The organism is Enterobacter sp. MGH 4 (genome assembly GCF_000534735.1).
GTDB classification, from domain to species: domain Bacteria; phylum Pseudomonadota; class Gammaproteobacteria; order Enterobacterales; family Enterobacteriaceae; genus Enterobacter; species Enterobacter intestinihominis.
This window is the reverse complement of sequence record NZ_KI973295.1, coordinates 257,746-277,914: the sequence shown is the minus strand read 5'-3', so window position 1 is coordinate 277,914 and position 20,169 is coordinate 257,746. Positions and strand designations below refer to the sequence as shown.

Sequence of the window (20,169 nt, the reverse complement as noted above, 5' to 3'; positions counted from 1 at the left end):
ACATCAGAAATCCGCTTTCAACACTACGCGGTAGCGGGCCTTGCCGTCGCGCACGTGCTGGATTGCTTCGTTGATTTTTGACATCGGATACAGTTCGGTGGTGGGCGCCACTTTTGTGCGTCCGGCAAACTTCATCAGCTTGCGTAACTCATATGGCGTGCCGGTAGCAGATCCGGATACGCTGCGATCGCCGCCGATCAGGGTAAACGCCGGAACCGGCAGCGGCTTCATCACCGCACCCACGGTGTGGAAGTTACCACCGTAGGCCAGGGCTTCAAAGTACGGCTGCCAGTCGAGATCGACGTTGACGGTGTTGATGATCAGGTCAAACTGGCCTGCCAGGGCGGTGAGCGCCTCGGGATCGCGACTGTTCACCACTTTATCCGCACCCATCGCCAGCACTTCCTGCTCTTTCGCCGGGTTAGAGCTGAACGCCGTCACTTCACAGCCCATCGCGTGCAGCAGTTTGATGGCAATATGCCCCAGCCCGCCAATACCGATCACGCCCACGCGGCTGGTGGCAGTTACGTGATGCATCAGCAGCGGTTTAAATACGGTGATACCGCCACACAGCAGCGGACCTGCTGATTCAATATCAATGCTGTCCGGCAGCGGGATAACCCATTGCCAGTCGGCGCGTAGTTTATCGGCGAAACCACCCTTGTTCAGGATGGTCGGCGTAGCGCCCTCAAGGCAGTTGATCTGGTTACCGCTAATACAGGCGTCGCAGTGGCCGCAGCTGCGTGCCGTCCAGCCGATACCCACGCGCTGGCCCACTTTCAGCCCTTTGTCCTGCGCGGCGCTGCCGAGCGCCACGACGCGGCCAATGACTTCGTGCCCGGCAACCAGCGGATAGCTGGAAAAGCCCCATTCATTGTCGATCATCGAGAGGTCTGAATGGCAGATCCCGCAGTAATCCACCTGTACTTCGACGTCTTCCGCTTTTAGTTCGCCCGCATCGTACTCGTACAGCTCAAGTTCTGCACCCGCCTGCGGTGCGGCGTAGCTTTTTATCTTCGACATCGCGTTTCCCCTGTTTTGGTGTGAACTGTGAGTGTAGAGCATTCAGTTTACAGACGCTTAACAGAAGACGGCAGGAACAAAACTTACAGACTTTTCAGCATTCTGACTTCGCAGTCCACGTGGCCCGTGCAGCCCAGTGGCGCATCGATATGCTTAAAGCCCAGATGCTCATACAGGCCAATGGCCTCTTTAAGGAAAGCGGTGGTTTCAAGGTAGCAACGTTTAAAGCCCTGTGAGCGTGCATGTTCCAGGGCGACCAGCGCCAGCTTTTTCGCCAGGCCTTGTCCGCGTATCGTTGGCAGGAAATACATTTTCTGGAGTTCACAGATATCCGGCTCGCTGCAGAGCAGGGGGGCAATGCCGCCGCCACCCACGACCTGGCCGTCCTGCTCGATGACCCAATAGGCATGGCCCGGCTGGTTGTACAGCTGAAAAAGTTCGTCCAGATTGGGATCGGCCACGGTGTAGCCTTTGTCGGCGGTCAGGCCATATTCGGCCGATACCGTGCGGATAACGGCGGCGATAGCCGGGTTGTCCTGCTCAGTGATCCGACGCATTGTCGTCGCGACGGGGGTAATCACGCTCATAGCATTACTCATGACAAAAATTGACACACAACTGCTGTTAATAGCACCGCAGAAAGGGGAGTGCAAGCGAGGAGTTTTCAGGAAGGATACCCCTTACGCCCTGAAGCGTAAGGGGTAAAAGCATTACAGGGCTGCGATAACCGCCTGCTGCTCGATCAGTTTGGTCTTCGCATCGGCGAAGGCAACCAGACGCTCACGCTCTTTGGCGATGACCGCTTCCGGCGCGCGGGCCACAAAGCCTTCGTTCGCCAGTTTGCTTTCGATTTTGCCGATTTCCACGTCGACTTTCGCCACTTCTTTCGCCAGACGAGCCAGCTCAGCGTCTTTGTCGATCAGGCCCGCCATCGGGATCAACAGCTCCGCGCCGTCGATAATTTTGGTCACGGAAACCGGACCTTTATCATCGGCAGGCAGCACGGTGATGCTTTCCAGACGCGCCATGGTTTTCAGGAAGGTGTTGTTCTCGGTGACGCGACGAACGACAGCTTCGCTGCAACCGCGCAGCAGCAACTCCAGTGGTTTACCCGGAGCGATGTTCATTTCCGCGCGGATGTTACGTACCGCAACGATCGCCTGTTTCAGCCACTCGGTATCCGCAGACGCGGCTTCATCCACTTTCGCGGCATCGAATGCCGGGAACGGCTGGAGCATGATGGTATCGGCGTTAATACCGGCAATCACCTTCACGCGCTGCCAGATGGTTTCGGTGATGAACGGAATGATCGGGTGCGCAAGGCGCAGCAGACCTTCCAGAACGGTAATCAGCGTATTACGCGTACCGCGCAGCTCTGCCTCAGTGCCGCCGTTCATGACCGGCTTCGCCAGCTCCAGATACCAGTCACAGAACTGGTTCCAGGTGAATTCGTACAGGATGCCTGCCGCGATGTCGAAGCGGTAGCTGTCCAGCGCGTCGCGGAACGCTTTCACCGTCTGGTTAAATTCCGCCAGGATCCAGCGGTCTGCCAGAGACAGGGTCATTTCGCCGCCGTTAAATCCGCAATCCTGATCTTCGGTGTTCATCAGCACGAAGCGGCTGGCGTTCCACAGCTTGTTACAGAAGTTACGGTAACCTTCCAGACGCTTCATATCCCAGTTGATGTCACGACCGGTGGAGGCCAGCGCCGCCAGGGTGAAGCGCAGGGCGTCGGTACCGTGAGATTCGATCCCGTTCGGGAACTGCTTCTCGGTACGCTTGCGGATTTTCTCCGCCAGCTGCGGCTGCATCATGTTGCCGGTACGTTTTTCCAGCAGCTCTTCCAGAGAGATACCATCAACCATGTCCAGCGGGTCGATAACGTTACCCTTGGATTTGGACATCTTCTGGCCTTCGTCGTCGCGGATCAGGCCGGTCATGTAGACGGTATGGAACGGAACCTGCGGCTTGCCATCTTCGTCTTTGATGAAGTGCATGGTCATCATGATCATGCGGGCGATCCAGAAGAAGATGATGTCGAAGCCGGAGACCATCACGCTGGTTGGGTGGAACTGACGCAGCGCGTCGGTGTTTTCCGGCCAGCCGAGGGTCGAGAAGGTCCACAGCGCGGAAGAGAACCAGGTATCCAGCACGTCTTCGTCCTGGCGCAGCGCAACGTCAGCGCCCAGGTTGTTTTCCTGACGCACTTCCTCTTCGGTGCGGCCAACGTAGACGTTACCTTCATTGTCGTACCACGCCGGGATACGGTGACCCCACCACAGCTGACGGGAGATACACCAGTCCTGAATATCGCGCATCCAGGAGAAGTACATGTTTTCGTACTGCTTCGGCACGAACTGAATGCTGCCGTTCTCAACCGCTTCCACAGCCGGTTTCGCCAGCACGTCGGCACGCACGTACCACTGGTCGGTCAGCATTGGCTCGATAACTACGCCGCCACGGTCGCCGTACGGCACGGTCAGATCGTGAGGTTTAATCTCTTCCAGCAGGCCGAGCGCGTCAACGGCGGCTACGACGGCTTTACGCGCGGCAAAGCGCTCCAGCTTCTGGAACTCAGCCGGGATGTCGCTGGAATAAACGTCGGATTCGTTGCCTTTGGTGTCGTACACTTCTGCGCTTTCGCGGATATCGCCGTCGAAGGTCAGAATGTTGATCATCGGAAGTTGATGACGACGACCGACTTCATAGTCGTTAAAGTCGTGCGCCGGGGTAATTTTCACGCAGCCGGTGCCTTTTTCCATGTCGGCGTGTTCGTCGCCCACAATCGGAATACGGCGGTTCACCAGCGGCAGCACCACAAATTTGCCGATCAGATCTTTATAGCGCGGATCTTCCGGGTTAACGGCCACGCCGGTATCGCCCAGCAGGGTTTCCGGACGGGTGGTCGCCACCACCAGGTAAACTTTACCGTCGGCGGTTTTCGCGCCGTCGGCCAGCGGATAGCGGATGTGCCACATGGAGCCTTTAGACTCGCGGTTTTCCACTTCCAGATCAGAGATGGCGGTACGCAGTTTCGGGTCCCAGTTGACCAGGCGTTTGCCACGGTAAATCAGGTCTTCTTTGTACAGGCGCACGAAGACTTCTTTCACGGCGTTGGACAGGCCTTCGTCCATGGTGAAGCGCTCACGCTCCCAGTCCACGGAGTTGCCGAGACGGCGCATCTGACGGGTAATAGTGCCGCCGGATTCCGCTTTCCACTGCCAGATTTTGTCGATAAACGCGTCGCGACCGTAGTCGTGGCGGGTTTTACCCTCTTCAGCGGCAATTTTACGCTCAACCACCATCTGGGTCGCGATACCCGCGTGGTCAGTCCCCGCCTGCCACAGGGTGTTTTTACCCTGCATACGCTGGTAGCGGATCATGGTATCCATGATGGTCTGCTGGAAAGCATGCCCCATATGCAAACTGCCGGTGACGTTCGGCGGCGGGATCATGATGCAGAAGGACTCTTTGCTTTCGTCGCCGTTAGGCTTGAAATAGCCCTGCTGTTCCCAGTGCTCGTAAAGCGGCTGTTCGATATCGCGTGGGTTATATGTCTTTTCCATTATTTCCAGGTTGCCGTATTCAGGTTAAAACCGGCCAGGCGGTACGCTTTGTAGCGTTCGCGCGCCAGCTGTTTCAAAGATTCTTCGTAAGGGACAAAGTCTACCACTTCTGTGAAAGCGGTGGCAAAATCTGCAAAGTCTGTCCGCAGGCTAATGAGAATGTCGCGCGCGCTGCTGTTGCGTTTTTGCGGCCAGGCAATCTCCACCGGTGCCCCGCCGCGTGGACCTTCGCCCGACAGGTTATGCGGAACAAAACTCTCCGGCGGGCGCGCCCATAGCGCTTCATCCAGACGAATCGCCTGCTGCTCATCTTCACAGGCAATCAGGACGCGTTTACCTGCGCGCCAACGTTCTGCGGCAATTTCACACACCAGTTGTTCAACGGCGCTGAGGCCATCCTGATGGGTGTCATTGTCCAGAAGGTAGAACGTTGCATTCTTCATATATGGGGTTTCTTGTCGTGGATTTAAATGCAAAGCCGGGTGGCGCTACGCTTACCCGGCCTACGGTTGAGTGACGTTGTAGGCCGGGTAAGGCGAAGCCGCTACCCGGCGTTTTTCATCACTCGTCGCCGTTAAAACCCGCGCGATTGAGCAGGAACTGCGACAGCAGCGCCACCGGACGTCCGGTCGCGCCTTTGGCTTTACCGGAGCGCCATGCGGTCCCCGCAATGTCCAGGTGCGCCCAGTTGTACTTGCGGGTGAAGCGCGCCAGGAAGCAGCCTGCGGTAATTGCGCCGCCAGGACGACCACCAATGTTCGCCATGTCCGCGAAGTTAGACTCCAGCTGTTCCTGGAACTCGTCCCCCAGCGGCAGACGCCATGCGCGGTCGCCAGCCTGCTCGGACGCGCCGATCAGCTCATGCGCCAGCGGATTGTGGTTCGACATCAGGCCGGTGATGTGATGCCCCAGCGCAATCACGCAGGCGCCGGTCAGGGTAGCTACGTCGATAACCGCTTCAGGTTCGAAACGCTCAACGTAGGTCAGCACGTCGCACAGCACCAGACGGCCTTCGGCGTCGGTGTTCAGCACTTCAACGGTCTGGCCGGACATGGTAGTCAGCACATCACCCGGGCGATAAGCGCGGCCGCCAGGCATGTTTTCGCAGCCCGCCAGCACGCCGATCACGTTGATGGGCAACTGAAGTTCCGCGACCATGCGCATGACGCCGTAAACCGCCGCCGCGCCACACATGTCGTACTTCATCTCATCCATGCCTTCTGAAGGCTTGATGGAGATACCGCCGGAGTCGAAGGTCAGCCCTTTGCCAACGAGCACGATCGGACGCGCGTCTTCAGACGGATTGCCTTTGTATTCGATGACCGACATCAGGGATTCGTTCTGGGAGCCGTTACCGACCGCCAGATAAGAGTGCATCCCCAGCTCTTTCATCTGCTGTTCGCCGATAACGCGGGTGATGACGTTCTTGCTGTAGGCGTCAGCCAGCTGGCGCGCCTGTGACGCCAGGTACGCGGCGTTACAGATGTTTGGCGGCATATTGCCAAGATCTTTTGCCGCTTTAATACCGGCAGCAATCGCCAGACCGTGCTGAATGGCGCGCTCGCCGCTGGTCAGCTCGCGACGGGTCGGCACGTTAAAGACCATTTTACGCAGCGGGCGACGCGGCTCGCTTTTGGTGGTCTTCAACTGATCAAAGCTGTAGAGGCTCTCTTTTGCGGTTTCGACGGCCTGGCGTACTTTCCAGTACGTGTTGCGGCCCTTAACGTGCAGCTCCGTGAGGAAGCAGACGGCTTCCATCGAACCAGTATCATTCAGTGTATTAATGGTTTTCTGAATAACCTGCTTGTACTGGCGCTCATCAAGCTCACGTTCTTTACCGCAGCCAATCAGCAGAATACGCTCGGACAGGACGTTTGGAACGTGGTGCAGCAACAGGGTCTGCCCTGGTTTGCCTTCCAGTTCGCCACGGCGCAGCAGGGCGCTGATATAGCCGTCGCTGATTTTATCGAGTTGCTCGGCGATCGGGGAGAGTCGGCGTGGTTCAAAGACGCCCACAACGATGCAGGCACTCCGCTGTTTCTCCGGGCTACCGCTTTTTACACTGAACTCCATGCACTACGCTCCTGAATCTTAAAGACAACGGCGGCGGCTACGGATAGAATTGAAACCTTTCGTAACTCATGTCCGCCGTTGTGGTGACTTCGTGTTAATCTTACGTTACTACGGTTTCGACACGTCAATAAATGTCATGAAGCGCGAATCCGCCGGGTTTTTTAATCTTAGCGATGATTTCGACGACTCAAGAGAATAAATGACGTTTAAGCCATGAAACAAGCTAAATTCCTGCATAAGACGAGTTTTAACGGGCGTATTTAAAGTGATAATCATAAGATATCTGGTTCGGGAGACGCTGAAGAGCCAACTGGCGATCCTCTTTATCCTCCTTCTGATCTTTTTCTGTCAGAAGCTGGTCAGGATCCTCGGCGCGGCAGTTGATGGCGAAATCCCAACGAATCTGGTGCTTTCCCTGCTCGGGCTTGGCGTGCCGGAAATGGCGCAGCTTATCCTGCCGTTAAGCCTGTTCCTTGGTCTGCTGATGACCTTGGGTAAGCTCTATACCGAAAGTGAAATCACCGTGATGCATGCCTGCGGCCTCAGTAAGGCCGTATTGGTAAAGGCAGCCATGGTGCTGGCGCTGTTTACGGGCATTGTTGCCGCGGTTAACGTCATGTGGGCGGGGCCGACCTCGTCCCGTCATCAGGATGAGGTGCTGGCGGAAGCAAAAGCTAACCCGGGGCTGGCGGCGCTGGCGCAGGGGCAGTTCCAGCAGGCGACCGACGGTAACTCCGTGCTGTTTATCGAAAGCGTCGATGGCAGCCGCTTCAATGACGTGTTTCTTGCTCAACTGCGCCCGAAAGGTAACGCTCGCCCTTCTGTGGTAGTGGCGGATTCCGGTCAGCTGGCGCAGCGTAAAGACGGCTCTCAGGTTGTCACGCTGAACAAAGGAACGCGTTTCGAAGGCACGGCTATGCTGCGTGACTTCCGTATCACCGATTTCCAGAACTACCAGGCCATTATTGGTCACCAGGCCGTCGCGCTCGATCCAACGGATACCGAGCAGATGGATATGCGCACCTTAATGAATACTGATACCGATCGTGCGCGTGCTGAACTGCACTGGCGTATCACGCTGGTATTCACCGTATTTATGATGGCGCTGATGGTGGTTCCGTTGAGCGTGGTAAACCCGCGCCAGGGCCGCGTGCTGTCGATGCTGCCAGCGATGCTGCTGTATCTGGTGTTCTTCCTGCTGCAAACCTCAATCAAGTCTAACGGCGGGAAAGGTAAAATTGACCCGATGATCTGGACCTGGGTCGTGAATGGTTTGTATCTGCTGCTGGCAGTCGGACTCAACTTGTGGGACACGGTGCCTGTGCGTCGTCTTCGTGCCCGGTTTACGCGTAAAGGAGCCATCTAATGCAGGCGTTTGGCGTACTTGACCGCTATATCGGTAAAACAATTTTTACCACCATCATGATGACCCTTTTCATGCTGGTGTCGCTCTCGGGCATTATCAAATTTGTCGACCAGCTGAAAAAAGCCGGGCAGGGGAGTTACGACGCGTTGGGCGCCGGGATGTACACCCTGCTCAGCGTACCAAAAGATGTGCAGATCTTCTTCCCGATGGCGGCCCTGCTGGGTGCGCTGCTGGGCCTGGGGATGCTGGCTCAGCGTAGCGAACTGGTGGTGATGCAGGCATCGGGCTTTACCCGTATGCAGGTTGCGCTGTCGGTGATGAAAACCGCGATCCCGCTGGTGCTGCTGACCATGGCGATCGGCGAATGGGTCGCGCCGCAGGGTGAACAGATGGCGCGTAACTACCGTGCTCAGGCGATGTACGGCGGTTCTCTGCTCTCCACGCAGCAGGGATTATGGGCGAAAGATGGCCAGAACTTCGTCTATATCGAACGCGTGAAAGGGGATGACGAGCTGGGTGGCGTGAGTATCTATGCTTTCAATAACGATCGTCGATTGCAGTCAGTGCGTTATGCCGCCTCTGCTAAATTTGATGCAAACAACAAGCTGTGGCGGTTATCCCAGGTTGATGAATCTGACCTGACTAACCCGAAACAGATCACCGGTTCGCAGACCGTTAGCGGTACCTGGAAAACCGACCTGACGCCGGACAAGCTCGGCGTCGTGGCGCTTGACCCCGATGCGCTCTCCATCAGCGGTCTGCATAACTACGTGAAGTATCTGAAATCGAGCGGGCAGGATGCGGGGCGTTACCAGCTCAACATGTGGAGCAAAATCTTCCAGCCGCTGTCCGTGGCGGTGATGATGCTGATGGCGCTGTCGTTCATCTTTGGACCGCTACGTAGCGTGCCGATGGGGGTTCGCGTGGTAACCGGTATCAGCTTTGGTTTCGTGTTCTATGTCCTCGATCAGATTTTTGGTCCGCTGACGCTGGTGTATGGCATTCCGCCAATTATCGGCGCGCTGTTGCCGAGCGCCAGTTTCTTCCTGATCAGCCTCTGGATGCTGCTAAAACGCTCCTGATAAACCTTCTTCCTCGCTCCCGCTTGCCCGGGGGCGAGGCTAATCTCCTGTTTCACCCCGCACTTTTTCTCACAACCTTCAACGCCTCGCCGTGAATTTGAGTATTATTGAGCGATAAAGTCGTGAAGGGATCCTCTATGAAGCAAATTCGAATGCTGGCCCAGTACTACGTCGACCTGATGATGAAGCTCGGGCTGGTGCGTTTTTCCATGCTGCTGGCGCTGGCGCTGGTCGTTCTGGCCATCGTCGTGCAAATGGCCGTGACCATGGTTCTGCATGGTCAGGTCGAGAGCATCGACGTGATCCGCTCTATTTTCTTTGGCCTGCTGATCACCCCATGGGCGGTCTATTTCCTCTCCGTGGTGGTTGAGCAGTTGGAAGAGTCCCGACAGCGTTTATCGAAACTGGTGGATAAGCTGGAAGAGATGCGCGAGCGCGATCTTAAACTCAACGTTCAGCTCAAGGACAACATTGCCCAGCTGAATCAGGAAATTTCAGACCGTGAGAAGGCGGAAGCCGAGCGTCAGACCACGCTGGAGCAGCTGAAAATTGAGATGAAAGAGCGTGAGGTCACGCAGATCCAGCTTGAACAGCAATCCTCTTTCCTGCGCTCGTTCCTCGATGCGTCGCCGGATCTGGTGTTCTACCGTAATGAAGATAAAGAGTTCTCCGGCTGTAACCGGGCCATGGAATTGTTGACCGGGAAAAGCGAAAAGCAGCTGATCCACCTGAAACCTCAGGATGTCTATTCCGAAGAGGCGGCGGCAAAAGTGATGGAGACGGATGAAAAGGTGTTCCGTCATAACGTCTCGTTGACCTATGAGCAGTGGCTGGATTATCCCGACGGGCGCAAAGCCTGCTTTGAAATCCGCAAAGTGCCTTATTACGACCGGGTGGGTAAACGTCATGGTCTGATGGGCTTTGGCCGTGATATCACCGAGCGTAAGCGCTATCAGGATGCGCTGGAGCGCGCCAGTCGTGACAAGACCACCTTCATCTCCACCATCAGCCATGAGCTTCGTACGCCGCTAAACGGTATCGTGGGGCTGAGCCGTATTCTGCTGGATACCGACCTGACCAGCGAGCAGGAAAAATACCTCAAAACGATCCACGTTTCGGCGGTCACGCTGGGCAATATCTTCAATGATATTATCGACATGGATAAGATGGAGCGCCGTAAGGTTCAGCTCGACAACCAGCCGGTTGATTTTACCGGCTTCCTCGCAGACCTGGAGAACCTGTCAGGTTTGCAGGCCCAGCAGAAAGGGTTGAGCTTCGTGATGGAACCGACGCTGCCGCTGCCGCATAAAGTGGTGACGGACGGCACGCGTCTGCGTCAGATCCTGTGGAATCTCATCAGCAACGCCGTGAAGTTTACCCAGAAGGGACAGGTTGCGGTGCGCATTCGCTATGATGAGGGGGACATGCTGCACTTTGAAGTTGAGGACTCGGGTATCGGCATTCCTCAGGATGAGCAGGATAAGATCTTCGCCATGTATTATCAGGTTAAAGACAGCCACGGCGGTAAACCGGCGACCGGCACGGGCATTGGACTGGCGGTGTCGAAACGTCTGGCGAAAAGTATGGGTGGGGATATCACCGTTGCCAGCCAGCCGGGTAAAGGCTCCACCTTTACGCTTACCGTCCACGCCCCTGCTGTTGCTGAAGAAGTGGAAGATACGTTTGAGAACGATGATATGCCGCTTCCAGCCCTGCACGTCCTGCTGGTTGAAGATATTGAGCTGAACGTCATTGTCGCCCGGTCGGTACTGGAAAAACTCGGTAACAGCGTGGATGTCGCGATGACCGGCAAAGCCGCGCTGGAGATGTTCACGCCGGGCGAGTACGACCTGGTGCTGCTCGATATTCAGCTACCGGACATGACCGGGCTGGATATCTCCCGCGAGCTGACGCGCAAATATGCTCCTGACGAGCTGCCGCCGCTGGTTGCGTTGACCGCAAACGTGCTGAAAGATAAAAAAGAGTACCTCGAGGCCGGTATGGACGATGTGCTCAGCAAGCCGCTGGCAGTACCTGCCCTGACGGCGATGATCAAGAAGTTCTGGGATACCTGTGATGAAGAGGAGAGCACCATGACGTCTGTTGATAGCGCTAAAACCCAAACGATACTGGATACCGCCATGCTGGAGCAGTATATCGATCTGGTGGGACCCAAACTGATCACCGATGGCCTGGCCGTGTTCGAAAAAATGATGCCGGGCTATCTGAACGTGCTCGAATCCAACCTGACGGCGCGTGACCAGAAGGGCATCGTCGAAGAGGGACATAAAATCAAAGGCGCAGCTGGTTCAGTCGGGTTACGCCATCTCCAGCAATTGGGCCAACAGATTCAGTCGCCTGATTTACCTGCCTGGGAAGATAATGTAGGTGATTGGGTTGAAGAGATGAAACAAGAGTGGCAAAACGATGTGGCAGTGCTGAAAGCCTGGGTAGAATCCCGAAAAAAATGACCCCGGCTATACCGGGGTGCGCGAATACTGCGCCAACACCAGGGAAATCGTGGCTGCGCCTGATTTTTATGGGTTGTTTTCGCATGGACGCCGCCTGAAAATTAAGGCCGCACGCAGATAAGATAGCAAATCTTAAACAGTTTGTTACATGAATCAGTGAAATGTGTGAAGCATAGCGTTTTAATCAGAATTTTTAATGTGCTTCAGCGAGTTGCATAGAAGGATCGTCAGAATGAAGAAAGTGGGTGTCGTGCTGAGCGGATGTGGCGTTTACGATGGTTCAGAGATACATGAAACCGTATTAACGCTGCTGGCATTATCGCGCCAGGGGGCCGACGTTATCTGCTTCGCTCCGGATAAAACGCAGGCAGACGTGGTTAATCATCTTACCGGCGAGCCAATGGCGGAAAGCCGTAACGTGCTGATTGAAGCGGCGCGTATTGTGCGCGGGGATATTCATCCGCTGGTACAGGCCGATGCGGCTGAGCTAGATGCGCTCATCGTGCCGGGCGGCTTTGGCGCGGCGAAAAACCTGAGCACGTTTGCAACGCAAGGCGCGGCGTGCCATGTCGATCCCGATTTGAAAGCGCTATCGCTGGCGATGCATGCGGCAGGTAAGCCGCAGGGCTTTATCTGCATTGCGCCAGCCATGCTGCCGAAAATTTTTGATTTCCCGCTGCGGCTCACGATCGGAACCGACATTGATACTGCTGAAATTGTCGAAGATATGGGCGGCGAACACGTGCCATGTCCGGTAGACGACATTGTGGTGGATGAGGACAATAAAATCGTCACCACGCCGGCGTATATGCTGGCGCAGAACATTGCCGAGGCTGCTGCAGGCATTGAAAAGCTGGTGGACAGAGTGCTGGTTCTTACCGAATGAGCCGTAAATTATCCCCTGGCGGGTGGTTAAAACGGATCCTGCTGCGTATTGTGCTGGTCCTGGCCGTTTTTTGGGGCGGAGGCATTGCGCTGTTCAGCATCCTGCCCGTCCCGTTCTCGGCCGTGATGGCAGAGCGGCAGATTAGCGCCTGGCTCTCGGGTGATTTTGGCTATGTTGCCCACTCAGACTGGGTCGGCATGGATGAAATCTCCCCGTGGATGGGGCTGGCGGTCATTGCGGCAGAAGATCAGAAATTCCCGGAGCACTGGGGTTTTGACGTGGCGGCTATCGAGAAGGCGCTGGATCATAATGAACGTCATGAAAACCGCGTCCGCGGTGCGTCGACGCTTTCTCAGCAGACGGTAAAAAATCTGTTCTTATGGGACGGTCGCAGCTGGGTGAGAAAAGGGCTGGAGGCCGGGCTGACGCTGGGCGTCGAGACGGTGTGGAGCAAAAAACGCATTTTGACCGTCTACCTGAATATCGCGGAGTTTGGTGACGGCGTGTTTGGCGTCGAATCGGCATCGCAGCGCTATTTTGGCAAGCCCGCCAGCAGGCTGACTATGTCCGAAGCGGCACTGCTTGCCGCCGTGCTGCCGAACCCGCTGCGTTTTAAGGCCAGCGCGCCGTCAGGCTACGTGCGAAGCCGCCAGGCGTGGATTATGCGCCAGATGCGTCAGCTGGGTGGGGAAGGGTTTATGGAGCGAAATAATCTTATGTAAAGCGGGTAAGCGCAGCGCTACCCGCCGACGTGGCGAACGTTAATCTTCGTCAAACCCGGCGTTAAACAGGGCAATCACTGCCGCCAGCGCTTCTTCTTCCTGCGGGCCGGTGGCTTCAACTTCAATCTGGCGGCCTTTGGCAGAATCCAGCATCAGCAGCGCAATCACGCTGTTGGCTTCTGCCTCGGTTCCCTCATCGTTGCGCAGCAGCACCTCAGCATCAAAACCCTGCATCAGTTCAAACAGCTTCATCGCCGGGCGCGCATGCATGCCCAGCTTATTGGTGATTTCGACGGTCTGTTTTACGGTCATGTTTTACGTTTTTCCAGCGTGCGATGACGGGACTGAACGTTCTTCCCGCGTGAGCGGAAGTAATCGGCCAGCTGTTCGGCAATGTAGACCGAACGATGTTTACCGCCGGTACAGCCAATCGCCACCGTCAGATAGCTACGATTGTTTGTCTCCAGCATAGGTAACCATAGCTCAAGGTAGCTTCGCGTCTGGTAGATAAAATTGTGTACTTCTGTGTGTCGGTCGAGGAACGCCGCCACCGGCTTATCCAGACCGGTCATCGGACGCAGTTTCGGATCCCAGTGTGGGTTCGGCAGGAAACGCACATCAAAAACGTAATCCGCATCGATAGGGATACCGTGCTTAAAGCCGAAGGATTCAAACACCATCGTCAGTTCGCGCTCGCGCTTGCCGAGTAAGCGAGTACGCAGCATTTCCGCCAGCTCGTGGACGGACATTTCTGAAGTGTCGACAATCAGGTCGGCCCGGGAACGCAGCGGCTCAAGCAGATCGCTCTCTTTATCAATGGCGCTTTCCAGCGAAAGATTTTTACTCGAGAGCGGATGCAAACGACGTGTATCGCTGTAACGGCGGATCAGCGTGTTGCGGTCAGCATCCAGGAACAAGAGCTGAGGCGAGAAGCACTCCGGCAGACTGTTCATTGCCTGCTCGAAGATTTCCGGCGATTCCGGCATGTTACGCACGTCAATACTGACGGCGGCAGAGATTTGCCTGTCCGCCAGCGTCCGCGCCAGATCGGGTAACAGCACTACCGGCAGGTTATCTACGCAGTAAAATCCCATGTCTTCCAGCGCGCGCAGGGCCACGGACTTCCCGGACCCCGAACGACCGCTGACGATCATCAGCACCATTTTCCGTTTCTCCTCAGGGCTGCCGTTCTGAAGGCCCTTTCCCGATTATGCCTCATCCTGATTGCCTTCTGCTTCAGTGATAATTTGATAAAGCTCTTCATCACTTTGAGCTGAGCGCAGTCGACGACAAATGGTTTTATCCGCCAGACGTTTGGCAACCAGCGACAGCGTGTGCAGGTGGGTTTTGGTCTGATCGGCAGGAACCAGCAGCGCGAAGAGCAGATCCACAGGCTGGTTATCGATGGCGTCAAAAGCGATAGGCGTTTCCAGTTGCACAAACACCCCCACGGCACGCAGCGTATCTTCTTCCAGCTTGCCATGCGGGATCGCAATGCCATTGCCGATGCCGGTACTGCCCATTTTTTCACGGGTCAGAATGGCTTCAAACACGATCTGCGGCGGCAGACCCAGCTGTTTTGCGGCCAGCTCACTGATGATTTCCAGCGCACGTTTTTTGCTCTGGCAGTGAACGCCACTGCGGGTACAATCCTGGTTAAGGACATTGCTCAGTTGAAGAGCGGAATCGTTGTTTATCATAATTTCACCTAAGCGCTAACTGTACAAATGGCCTGTTGTGTTTCACAACAGGCCGTCCTGCACCCGTTAACTGCCCGGACAATTAGTGTTGTTTCAGTTTATCTTTATGTTTATTGAGCTGTCTCGCAAGCTTATCAATCAAGCCGTCGATAGCCGCGTACATGTCTTGCCCTTCCGCACTGGCATGAAGTTCCCCTCCGTTGACGTGCAGGGTCGCATCCGAGATATGCGTCACTTTCTCCACTTTCAACACAACATAGACCTGGTTGATCCTCTCGAAATACTGCTCGAGTTTCGCGAACTTAGCGTTTACAAAATCGCGTAAAGCCTCAGTAATTTCGACGTTATGTCCGGTGATATTGAGCTGCATAGTGTCTTCCTTATCGGTTGTGTCAAACCAGTTGTTTACGCTGGTTAGACGGCGGAATGGATAAAGACTCTCGATACTTCGCGACAGTACGGCGTGCCACCATAATACCCTGATCGGACAGCATGGTGGTTAACTTACTGTCACTGAGTGGCTTCGCGGGGTTCTCCGCGGCGATCAACTTCTTCACCAGTGCGCGAATAGCTGTTGACGAGGCTTCGCCGCCGCCTTCGGTGTTCACGTGGCTGGAGAAGAAATACTTAAGCTCAAAAATACCGCGTGGGCTGTGCAGATACTTCTGCGTGGTCACGCGGGAAATGGTTGATTCATGCATCTCGACGGCCTGGGCGATGTCCGCCAGCACCATCGGTTTCATAAATTCTTCGCCCTGCTCAAAGAATGCCTGCTGCTGTTCGACAATACAGCGGCTGACGCGCAGCAGCGTGTCATTACGGCTTTCCAGACTCTTAATCAACCAGCGTGCTTCCTGAAGGTTGCTGCGAATGTATTGATTATCAGCGTCGTTACGGGCGCTGGTGCACATGGAGGCGTATTGCTGGTTGATTTGCAGGCGAGGAATGCTGTCGGCGTTCAGTTCAACGACCCAGCGGCTATTGTGTTTTCTCACCAGCACATCAGGAATAACGTATTCCGGTTCGCTGGTCTGGATCGATTGCCCCGGACGCGGATCGAGTGACTGGATCAGATTCACCGCTTCCTTCAGCACCTCTTCTTTGAGGCGCGTAACGCGCATCAGGGTGCGGAAGTCGTGATTTGCCAGCAAATCCAGATGCTCGCTGATGATGAGCCGGGCTTCGTCAATCCACGGTGTCTCTTTGGCAAACTGCGAAAGCTGGATCAGAAGGCAGTCGCGCAGATCTTTCGCGGCGACGCCAATCGGGTCGAAACGCTGAACGCGTTTCAGGACGGCTTCGATCTCTTCCAGTTCAATCTCGTCATCGCCGATGCTTTCCAGAATCTCGTCCAGCGTCACGGTCAAATAGCCCGTGTCGTCAACGGCATCGACAATCGAGGTGGCAATGGCGCGATCGGTATCGGAGAAAGGCGTCAGCTCCACCTGCCACATCAGGTAGTCCTGAAGCGACTGGGTAGTTTCGCCCTGGTAGACCGGGAGTTCATCGTCCTGGTAATCTGCACGCGTCCCGGAAGGGGTACCCGCGGTGTAGATTTCATCCCAGCTGGCATCCAGCGGCAGTTCCTCCGGCATCTCTTTCTGTTCGAGCGCATCTACGGAGTCGAGCGTTTCTGTGTCCTGCGTCTGCTGAGCGTCTACCTCGTCATGAAGATCGGTTTGCTCCAGCAGCGGATTGCTGTCCAGCGCCTGCTGGAGCTCCTGCTGGAGTTCTAACGTGGACAGCTGCAACAGACGGATTGCCTGCTGGAGCTGCGGCGTCATGGCCAGTTGCTGGCTGAGCCGTAATTGCAAACCTTGCTTCATGTTCAGAGCGTTTTTCTCCGGTTCGGCGTGACTTAACCTCTACCCTATCAGAGTCTGAAGTCTTCCCCAAGGTACACGCGCTTAACATGCTCATCTTCGAGGATTTGCTGCGGCGTACCGTGGGCAATCAGATGGCCCTGGCTCACTATGTAGGCGCGCTCACACACGGCCAGCGTTTCACGAACGTTGTGGTCCGTGATCAGCACGCCAAGCCCGCTGTCGCGCAGGTGCTCAATAATACGTTTGATATCGATAACGGAGATGGGGTCAACGCCCGCAAACGGTTCATCCAGGAGGATAAATTTCGGGTTTGCTGCCAGCGCGCGCGCAATCTCAACGCGGCGGCGTTCACCACCGGACAGCGCCTGACCGAGGCTGTCACGCAGATGTTCGATATGAAACTCTTCCATCAGCTCGTTCGCACGGTCAGTGCGCTGCTCGCTGGTCAGATCGTCACGGATCTGGAGCACGGCCATCAGGTTGTCGAACACGCTTAAGCGGCGGAAGATGGAGGCTTCCTGCGGCAGATAGCCGATGCCACGACGCGCGCGGGCATGCAGTGGCAGCAGACTGATATCTTCATCATCGATGATGATGTTGCCGGCGTCACGCGGGACGATGCCCACCACCATGTAGAAAGTCGTGGTTTTACCCGCCCCGTTAGGGCCAAGCAAACCCACGATTTCGCCGGAGTTGACGGTCAGACTGACATCTTCGACGACGCGGCGGCCCTTATACGCTTTCGCGAGGTTTTTTGCAGTTAAAGTTGCCATAACGAATTAGTTACTCTTTTTCTGTGCCGGAGCCTGGCCGTTGTTCTTGTCCTGCAATTGCGAAGGCACAAGAACGGTCGTGACGCGTTTGCCTTTTTCACTGGAGGCCTGCATTTTCTGCTCTTTCACCAGATAAGTGATCTTGTCGCCTTTGATATTGCTGTCCAGCTGTTCCAGGTAAGCATTACCGGTCAGGATGACCAGATCCTTCGCCAGTTCATAGTGCATATGCGAGGCATGGCCTTTCACCGGCTTGCCGTTGTCCTGCATCTGGTAGAAGGTGGCCGGGTTGCCATAACCATCGATAATCTCTTTGCCCTGCTCGCCGCCCGGTCGGGTAACGACCACTTTGTCGGCGTTGATTTTGATGGTGCCCTGGGTCATGACCACGTTGCCGGTAAAGGTGACGACGTTACCCTGCATATCCAGAGACTGGGTATCGGATTCAATATGAATCGGCTGTTCGGTATCGCCAGTCACAGCAAGTGCGGGAAGACTGGCCGCCAGCAGCGCGCTGGCGATAACAACTTTAAGGCTGAGTTTGTTTGTTTTGAATTTCATAGGAGGTTCTAACCTTTTCAATCAGCTCGGCGTTTTTGCTGCGTAAGTTCCCGCGCATTCTTAAACCGCTGGAATTAAATGTTGTGCCATACAGGGTGACTAAATCCTGCGACGTGACATCCTGGGTGACCAGGTTGATCTGGGCGTTATCCGTCGTAATTTTTCGCAGTTGCGCGTCAGCGGTCAGGGCGTTGACTTCAACGTGACCATACAGGTAAAGCATACGGTCATTTGTCAGTTTTGCCCGGTCAGACTTGATAGACCACGTCGGCACTTTGTCCGTATCAAAGGTGGTCATGACCGGTTGGGTAAACCACGAAGTACCGTCATCTGAAAAATATTCTACATGCTGAGCAACGAGGCGATAGTTCAGCGCGCCTTCCGGGCTATAGACCACGGTGTCGCTGTGATCGCTTTTGTAGGTCGGGTCGCTCGTGTTAACCACTTCCGCTTGCGTATCTTCGCGGTCAGCGAGGTTTACGCCAATCAGTACCAGGGCGACAAGCGCAAGCAGAATGATAACCCAACGTCTGGTTTTACTCATATCGATTGCCCTTTCGCCTCATCAAGCTTGCCCTGCGCCAGCAGAAGCAGATCGCAGACTTCGCGGACGGCGCCGCGGCCACCGTGAATATGGGTAACATAATCAGCACGCGGGATCAGCAGCGGGTGCGCGTCAGCCACGGCGATGCTCAGACCCACCTCCGCCATGACTGGCCAGTCGATCAAATCATCCCCGACGTATGCCACATTCTCTGGTGCAATGGCCAGTTTTCCCAACAGATCCCGGAAGGCTACCATCTTATCAGACTGCCCCTGATAGAGATGGGTAATGCCCAGCGTTTCACACCGATCTTCTACCAGTTTAGCTTTCCGCCCGGTGATGATTGCAACTTCAATACCGGACGTGAGCGCACAGCGGATACCGTAACCGTCGCGAACGTTAAAGGCTTTCAGCTCTTCGCCGTTATTGCCCATATAAATCAGACCGTCGGAGAGCACACCATCCACATCGAGGATCAGCAGGCGGATATTTTCCGCCTTTGCCATCATGTGGGCGCTCACCGGGCCATAACAGGTTGCAAGGGATGCACCCGCATTACTCATTGTCTTATCCTTCATTACACTACGCCAGCGCGCAGCAGATCATGCATATGTACCACACCCAGCAGTTGGTCGCCATCGGCAACCATCACTGAGGTAATATGACGGGACTGCATCAGGTTCAGTACATCTACCGCCAGCGTGCCCGGACGGACGCGGATCCCGCCTGGTGTCATTACATCAGCGATGCCCAGCGTTCGGACATCCACACCCATATCGAATACCCGGCGCAGGTCGCCGTCGGTGAAAATGCCCTGAATCTTCATCAGATCGTCGCAGATAACCGTCATGCCCAGGTTTTTACGGGTGATCTCCAGTAACGCGTCGCGCAAAGAGGCCTCTTTGCTGACGTGCGGGATCTCATCCCCGGTGTGCATAATATCGTTGACCCGCAGCAGCAGTTTGCGCCCGAGCGCGCCGCCGGGGTGAGACAGAGCGAAATCTTCAGGCGTAAAACCGCGGGCTTCCAGCAGCGCAACGGCAAGGGCATCGCCCATCACCAGCGCGGCGGTTGTGCTGGAGGTCGGCGCCAGCCCCAGCGGACAGGCTTCTTTCGGCACCTTCACGCACAGGTGAATATCTGCCGCACGCGCCATGCTGCTTTCCGGGCGGCTGGTCATGCAAATCAGCGGTACGTGCAGACGCTTCAGCACCGGGATCAACGCCAGGATTTCATTCGATTCCCCGGAGTTGGACAGCGCAATAACCACGTCCTGCGGCGTAACCATGCCGAGGTCACCGTGCGCGGCTTCACCGGGATGAACGAAGAATGACGACGTGCCGGTACTGGCAAAGGTCGCCGCCATTTTGCGCCCGATATGGCCGGATTTGCCCATCCCCATCACCACGACTTTACCGGCGCAGTAGAACATCTTCTCACAGGCCAGACTAAAATCCTGATTAATGTACTGATCTAACTGCGCCAGACCTTCACGTTCAATCTCCAGAACGTCTTTGCCTGCTTTCTGAAAGTCAAAACCCGGCTGCAATTCTATTTGCGACATAATGCGTTTCCG

Annotated in this window: 20 protein-coding genes; 5 read left to right on the top strand and 15 right to left on the bottom strand. The window is 55.6% G+C overall.

Annotated elements, in window-relative coordinates; all coding sequences use genetic code 11:
• Window positions 1-3: 3 nt before the first annotated feature.
• From L350_RS04755 to pepA, 5 genes are all read right to left on the bottom strand, one after another.
• Window positions 4-1,023, bottom strand: a complete 1,020-nt coding sequence (locus tag L350_RS04755) for an NADPH-dependent aldehyde reductase Ahr (RefSeq protein ID WP_022649538.1) — start codon at window positions 1,021-1,023, stop codon at window positions 4-6.
• Window positions 1,024-1,106: 83 nt separating this feature from the next.
• Window positions 1,107-1,610: a GNAT family N-acetyltransferase gene (locus tag L350_RS04760; RefSeq protein WP_032626432.1), complete on the bottom strand. Its 504-nt coding sequence runs from the start codon at window positions 1,608-1,610 to the stop codon at window positions 1,107-1,109.
• Window positions 1,611-1,733: 123 nt separating this feature from the next.
• On the bottom strand, window positions 1,734-4,589 hold the full coding sequence (locus L350_RS04765) for a valine--tRNA ligase (RefSeq protein ID WP_032626429.1): 2,856 nt from the start codon (window positions 4,587-4,589) through the stop codon (window positions 1,734-1,736).
• On the bottom strand, window positions 4,589-5,032 hold the full coding sequence (holC, locus tag L350_RS04770) for a DNA polymerase III subunit chi (protein WP_003861884.1): 444 nt from the start codon (window positions 5,030-5,032) through the stop codon (window positions 4,589-4,591). The genes L350_RS04765 and holC overlap by 1 nt, the downstream gene beginning before the upstream one ends.
• Window positions 5,033-5,150: 118 nt before the next feature.
• Window positions 5,151-6,662: a leucyl aminopeptidase gene (gene pepA / locus L350_RS04775; RefSeq protein ID WP_003861882.1), complete on the bottom strand. Its 1,512-nt coding sequence runs from the start codon at window positions 6,660-6,662 to the stop codon at window positions 5,151-5,153.
• Between the two features lie 265 nt (window positions 6,663-6,927).
• Between pepA and lptF the strand changes: the two genes are divergently transcribed.
• The 5 genes from lptF (at window position 6,928) to mtgA (ending at window position 13,189) form a co-directional block, all read left to right on the top strand.
• Complete coding sequence (gene lptF / locus L350_RS04780) at window positions 6,928-8,028, top strand: LPS export ABC transporter permease LptF (protein WP_023307066.1); 1,101 nt, start codon at window positions 6,928-6,930, stop codon at window positions 8,026-8,028.
• Window positions 8,028-9,110: an LPS export ABC transporter permease LptG gene (lptG, locus tag L350_RS04785; protein ID WP_022649534.1), complete on the top strand. Its 1,083-nt coding sequence runs from the start codon at window positions 8,028-8,030 to the stop codon at window positions 9,108-9,110. Before lptF ends, lptG begins: the two co-directional genes overlap by 1 nt.
• Window positions 9,111-9,247: 137 nt before the next feature.
• Entirely contained in the window at window positions 9,248-11,581 is a 2,334-nt protein-coding gene (gene arcB / locus L350_RS04790; protein WP_032626426.1) for an aerobic respiration two-component sensor histidine kinase ArcB, read from the top strand.
• Window positions 11,582-11,813: 232 nt separating this feature from the next.
• On the top strand, window positions 11,814-12,467 hold the full coding sequence (gene elbB / locus L350_RS04795) for an isoprenoid biosynthesis glyoxalase ElbB (protein WP_022649532.1): 654 nt from the start codon (window positions 11,814-11,816) through the stop codon (window positions 12,465-12,467).
• Window positions 12,464-13,189: a monofunctional biosynthetic peptidoglycan transglycosylase gene (gene mtgA / locus L350_RS04800; RefSeq protein ID WP_022649531.1), complete on the top strand. Its 726-nt coding sequence runs from the start codon at window positions 12,464-12,466 to the stop codon at window positions 13,187-13,189. Before elbB ends, mtgA begins: the two co-directional genes overlap by 4 nt.
• Window positions 13,190-13,228: 39 nt before the next feature.
• Here the strand turns inward: mtgA and npr are convergent, their stop codons facing one another.
• From npr to kdsD, 10 genes are all read right to left on the bottom strand, one after another.
• Complete coding sequence (npr, locus tag L350_RS04805; RefSeq protein WP_003861872.1) at window positions 13,229-13,501, bottom strand: PTS phosphocarrier protein NPr; 273 nt, start codon at window positions 13,499-13,501, stop codon at window positions 13,229-13,231.
• Window positions 13,498-14,352 (bottom strand): RNase adapter RapZ, encoded by an 855-nt coding sequence (gene rapZ, locus L350_RS04810; protein ID WP_003861870.1) that lies wholly within the window; start codon window positions 14,350-14,352, stop codon window positions 13,498-13,500. Before rapZ ends, npr begins: the two co-directional genes overlap by 4 nt.
• A gap of 45 nt (window positions 14,353-14,397) precedes the next feature.
• A complete protein-coding gene (gene ptsN / locus L350_RS04815) occupies window positions 14,398-14,889 on the bottom strand; it encodes a PTS IIA-like nitrogen regulatory protein PtsN (RefSeq protein ID WP_003861869.1) in 492 nt (163 codons plus the stop codon).
• An 82-nt stretch (window positions 14,890-14,971) separates the two neighbouring features.
• Complete coding sequence (gene hpf, locus L350_RS04820; RefSeq protein ID WP_014171818.1) at window positions 14,972-15,259, bottom strand: ribosome hibernation promoting factor; 288 nt, start codon at window positions 15,257-15,259, stop codon at window positions 14,972-14,974.
• A gap of 22 nt (window positions 15,260-15,281) precedes the next feature.
• Window positions 15,282-16,715: an RNA polymerase factor sigma-54 gene (gene rpoN, locus L350_RS04825; protein WP_032626423.1), complete on the bottom strand. Its 1,434-nt coding sequence runs from the start codon at window positions 16,713-16,715 to the stop codon at window positions 15,282-15,284.
• Window positions 16,716-16,762: 47 nt separating this feature from the next.
• Window positions 16,763-17,488 carry an LPS export ABC transporter ATP-binding protein gene (lptB, locus tag L350_RS04830; RefSeq protein WP_003861862.1) on the bottom strand — a complete coding sequence of 242 codons (726 nt, stop codon included), beginning with the start codon at window positions 17,486-17,488 and terminating at the stop codon, window positions 16,763-16,765.
• 6 nt (window positions 17,489-17,494) lie between these two features.
• Window positions 17,495-18,049, bottom strand: coding sequence for a lipopolysaccharide ABC transporter substrate-binding protein LptA (gene lptA, locus L350_RS04835; RefSeq protein WP_006812136.1), 555 nt, complete (start codon window positions 18,047-18,049; stop codon window positions 17,495-17,497).
• A complete protein-coding gene (gene lptC, locus L350_RS04840; RefSeq protein ID WP_022649529.1) occupies window positions 18,018-18,593 on the bottom strand; it encodes an LPS export ABC transporter periplasmic protein LptC in 576 nt (191 codons plus the stop codon). Before lptC ends, lptA begins: the two co-directional genes overlap by 32 nt.
• Complete coding sequence (kdsC, locus tag L350_RS04845) at window positions 18,590-19,156, bottom strand: 3-deoxy-manno-octulosonate-8-phosphatase KdsC (RefSeq protein ID WP_017382729.1); 567 nt, start codon at window positions 19,154-19,156, stop codon at window positions 18,590-18,592. The genes lptC and kdsC overlap by 4 nt, the downstream gene beginning before the upstream one ends.
• A 14-nt stretch (window positions 19,157-19,170) precedes the next feature.
• Complete coding sequence (gene kdsD, locus L350_RS04850; protein WP_003861853.1) at window positions 19,171-20,157, bottom strand: arabinose-5-phosphate isomerase KdsD; 987 nt, start codon at window positions 20,155-20,157, stop codon at window positions 19,171-19,173.
• Window positions 20,158-20,169 lie beyond the last annotated feature (12 nt).

What these genes read in the sequence shown, in the direction of transcription:
- elbB (WP_022649532.1), top strand. Translation starts at nt 11,814, where the DNA reads ATGAAGAAAGTGGGTGTCGTGCTGAGCGGATGTGGCGTTTACGATGGT.
- rpoN (WP_032626423.1), bottom strand. Translation starts at nt 16,715, where the DNA reads ATGAAGCAAGGTTTGCAATTACGGCTCAGCCAGCAACTGGCCATGACG.
- rapZ (WP_003861870.1), bottom strand. Translation starts at nt 14,352, where the DNA reads ATGGTGCTGATGATCGTCAGCGGTCGTTCGGGGTCCGGGAAGTCCGTG.
- npr (WP_003861872.1), bottom strand. Translation starts at nt 13,501, where the DNA reads ATGACCGTAAAACAGACCGTCGAAATCACCAATAAGCTGGGCATGCAT.
- arcB (WP_032626426.1), top strand. Translation starts at nt 9,248, where the DNA reads ATGAAGCAAATTCGAATGCTGGCCCAGTACTACGTCGACCTGATGATG.
- holC (WP_003861884.1), bottom strand. Translation starts at nt 5,032, where the DNA reads ATGAAGAATGCAACGTTCTACCTTCTGGACAATGACACCCATCAGGAT.
- pepA (WP_003861882.1), bottom strand. Translation starts at nt 6,662, where the DNA reads ATGGAGTTCAGTGTAAAAAGCGGTAGCCCGGAGAAACAGCGGAGTGCC.
- kdsC (WP_017382729.1), bottom strand. Translation starts at nt 19,156, where the DNA reads ATGAGTAATGCGGGTGCATCCCTTGCAACCTGTTATGGCCCGGTGAGC.
- kdsD (WP_003861853.1), bottom strand. Translation starts at nt 20,157, where the DNA reads ATGTCGCAAATAGAATTGCAGCCGGGTTTTGACTTTCAGAAAGCAGGC.
- L350_RS04760 (WP_032626432.1), bottom strand. Translation starts at nt 1,610, where the DNA reads ATGAGCGTGATTACCCCCGTCGCGACGACAATGCGTCGGATCACTGAG.
- L350_RS04755 (WP_022649538.1), bottom strand. Translation starts at nt 1,023, where the DNA reads ATGTCGAAGATAAAAAGCTACGCCGCACCGCAGGCGGGTGCAGAACTT.
- ptsN (WP_003861869.1), bottom strand. Translation starts at nt 14,889, where the DNA reads ATGATAAACAACGATTCCGCTCTTCAACTGAGCAATGTCCTTAACCAG.
- mtgA (WP_022649531.1), top strand. Translation starts at nt 12,464, where the DNA reads ATGAGCCGTAAATTATCCCCTGGCGGGTGGTTAAAACGGATCCTGCTG.
- lptA (WP_006812136.1), bottom strand. Translation starts at nt 18,049, where the DNA reads ATGAAATTCAAAACAAACAAACTCAGCCTTAAAGTTGTTATCGCCAGC.
- L350_RS04765 (WP_032626429.1), bottom strand. Translation starts at nt 4,589, where the DNA reads ATGGAAAAGACATATAACCCACGCGATATCGAACAGCCGCTTTACGAG.
- lptC (WP_022649529.1), bottom strand. Translation starts at nt 18,593, where the DNA reads ATGAGTAAAACCAGACGTTGGGTTATCATTCTGCTTGCGCTTGTCGCC.
- lptB (WP_003861862.1), bottom strand. Translation starts at nt 17,488, where the DNA reads ATGGCAACTTTAACTGCAAAAAACCTCGCGAAAGCGTATAAGGGCCGC.
- hpf (WP_014171818.1), bottom strand. Translation starts at nt 15,259, where the DNA reads ATGCAGCTCAATATCACCGGACATAACGTCGAAATTACTGAGGCTTTA.
- lptG (WP_022649534.1), top strand. Translation starts at nt 8,028, where the DNA reads ATGCAGGCGTTTGGCGTACTTGACCGCTATATCGGTAAAACAATTTTT.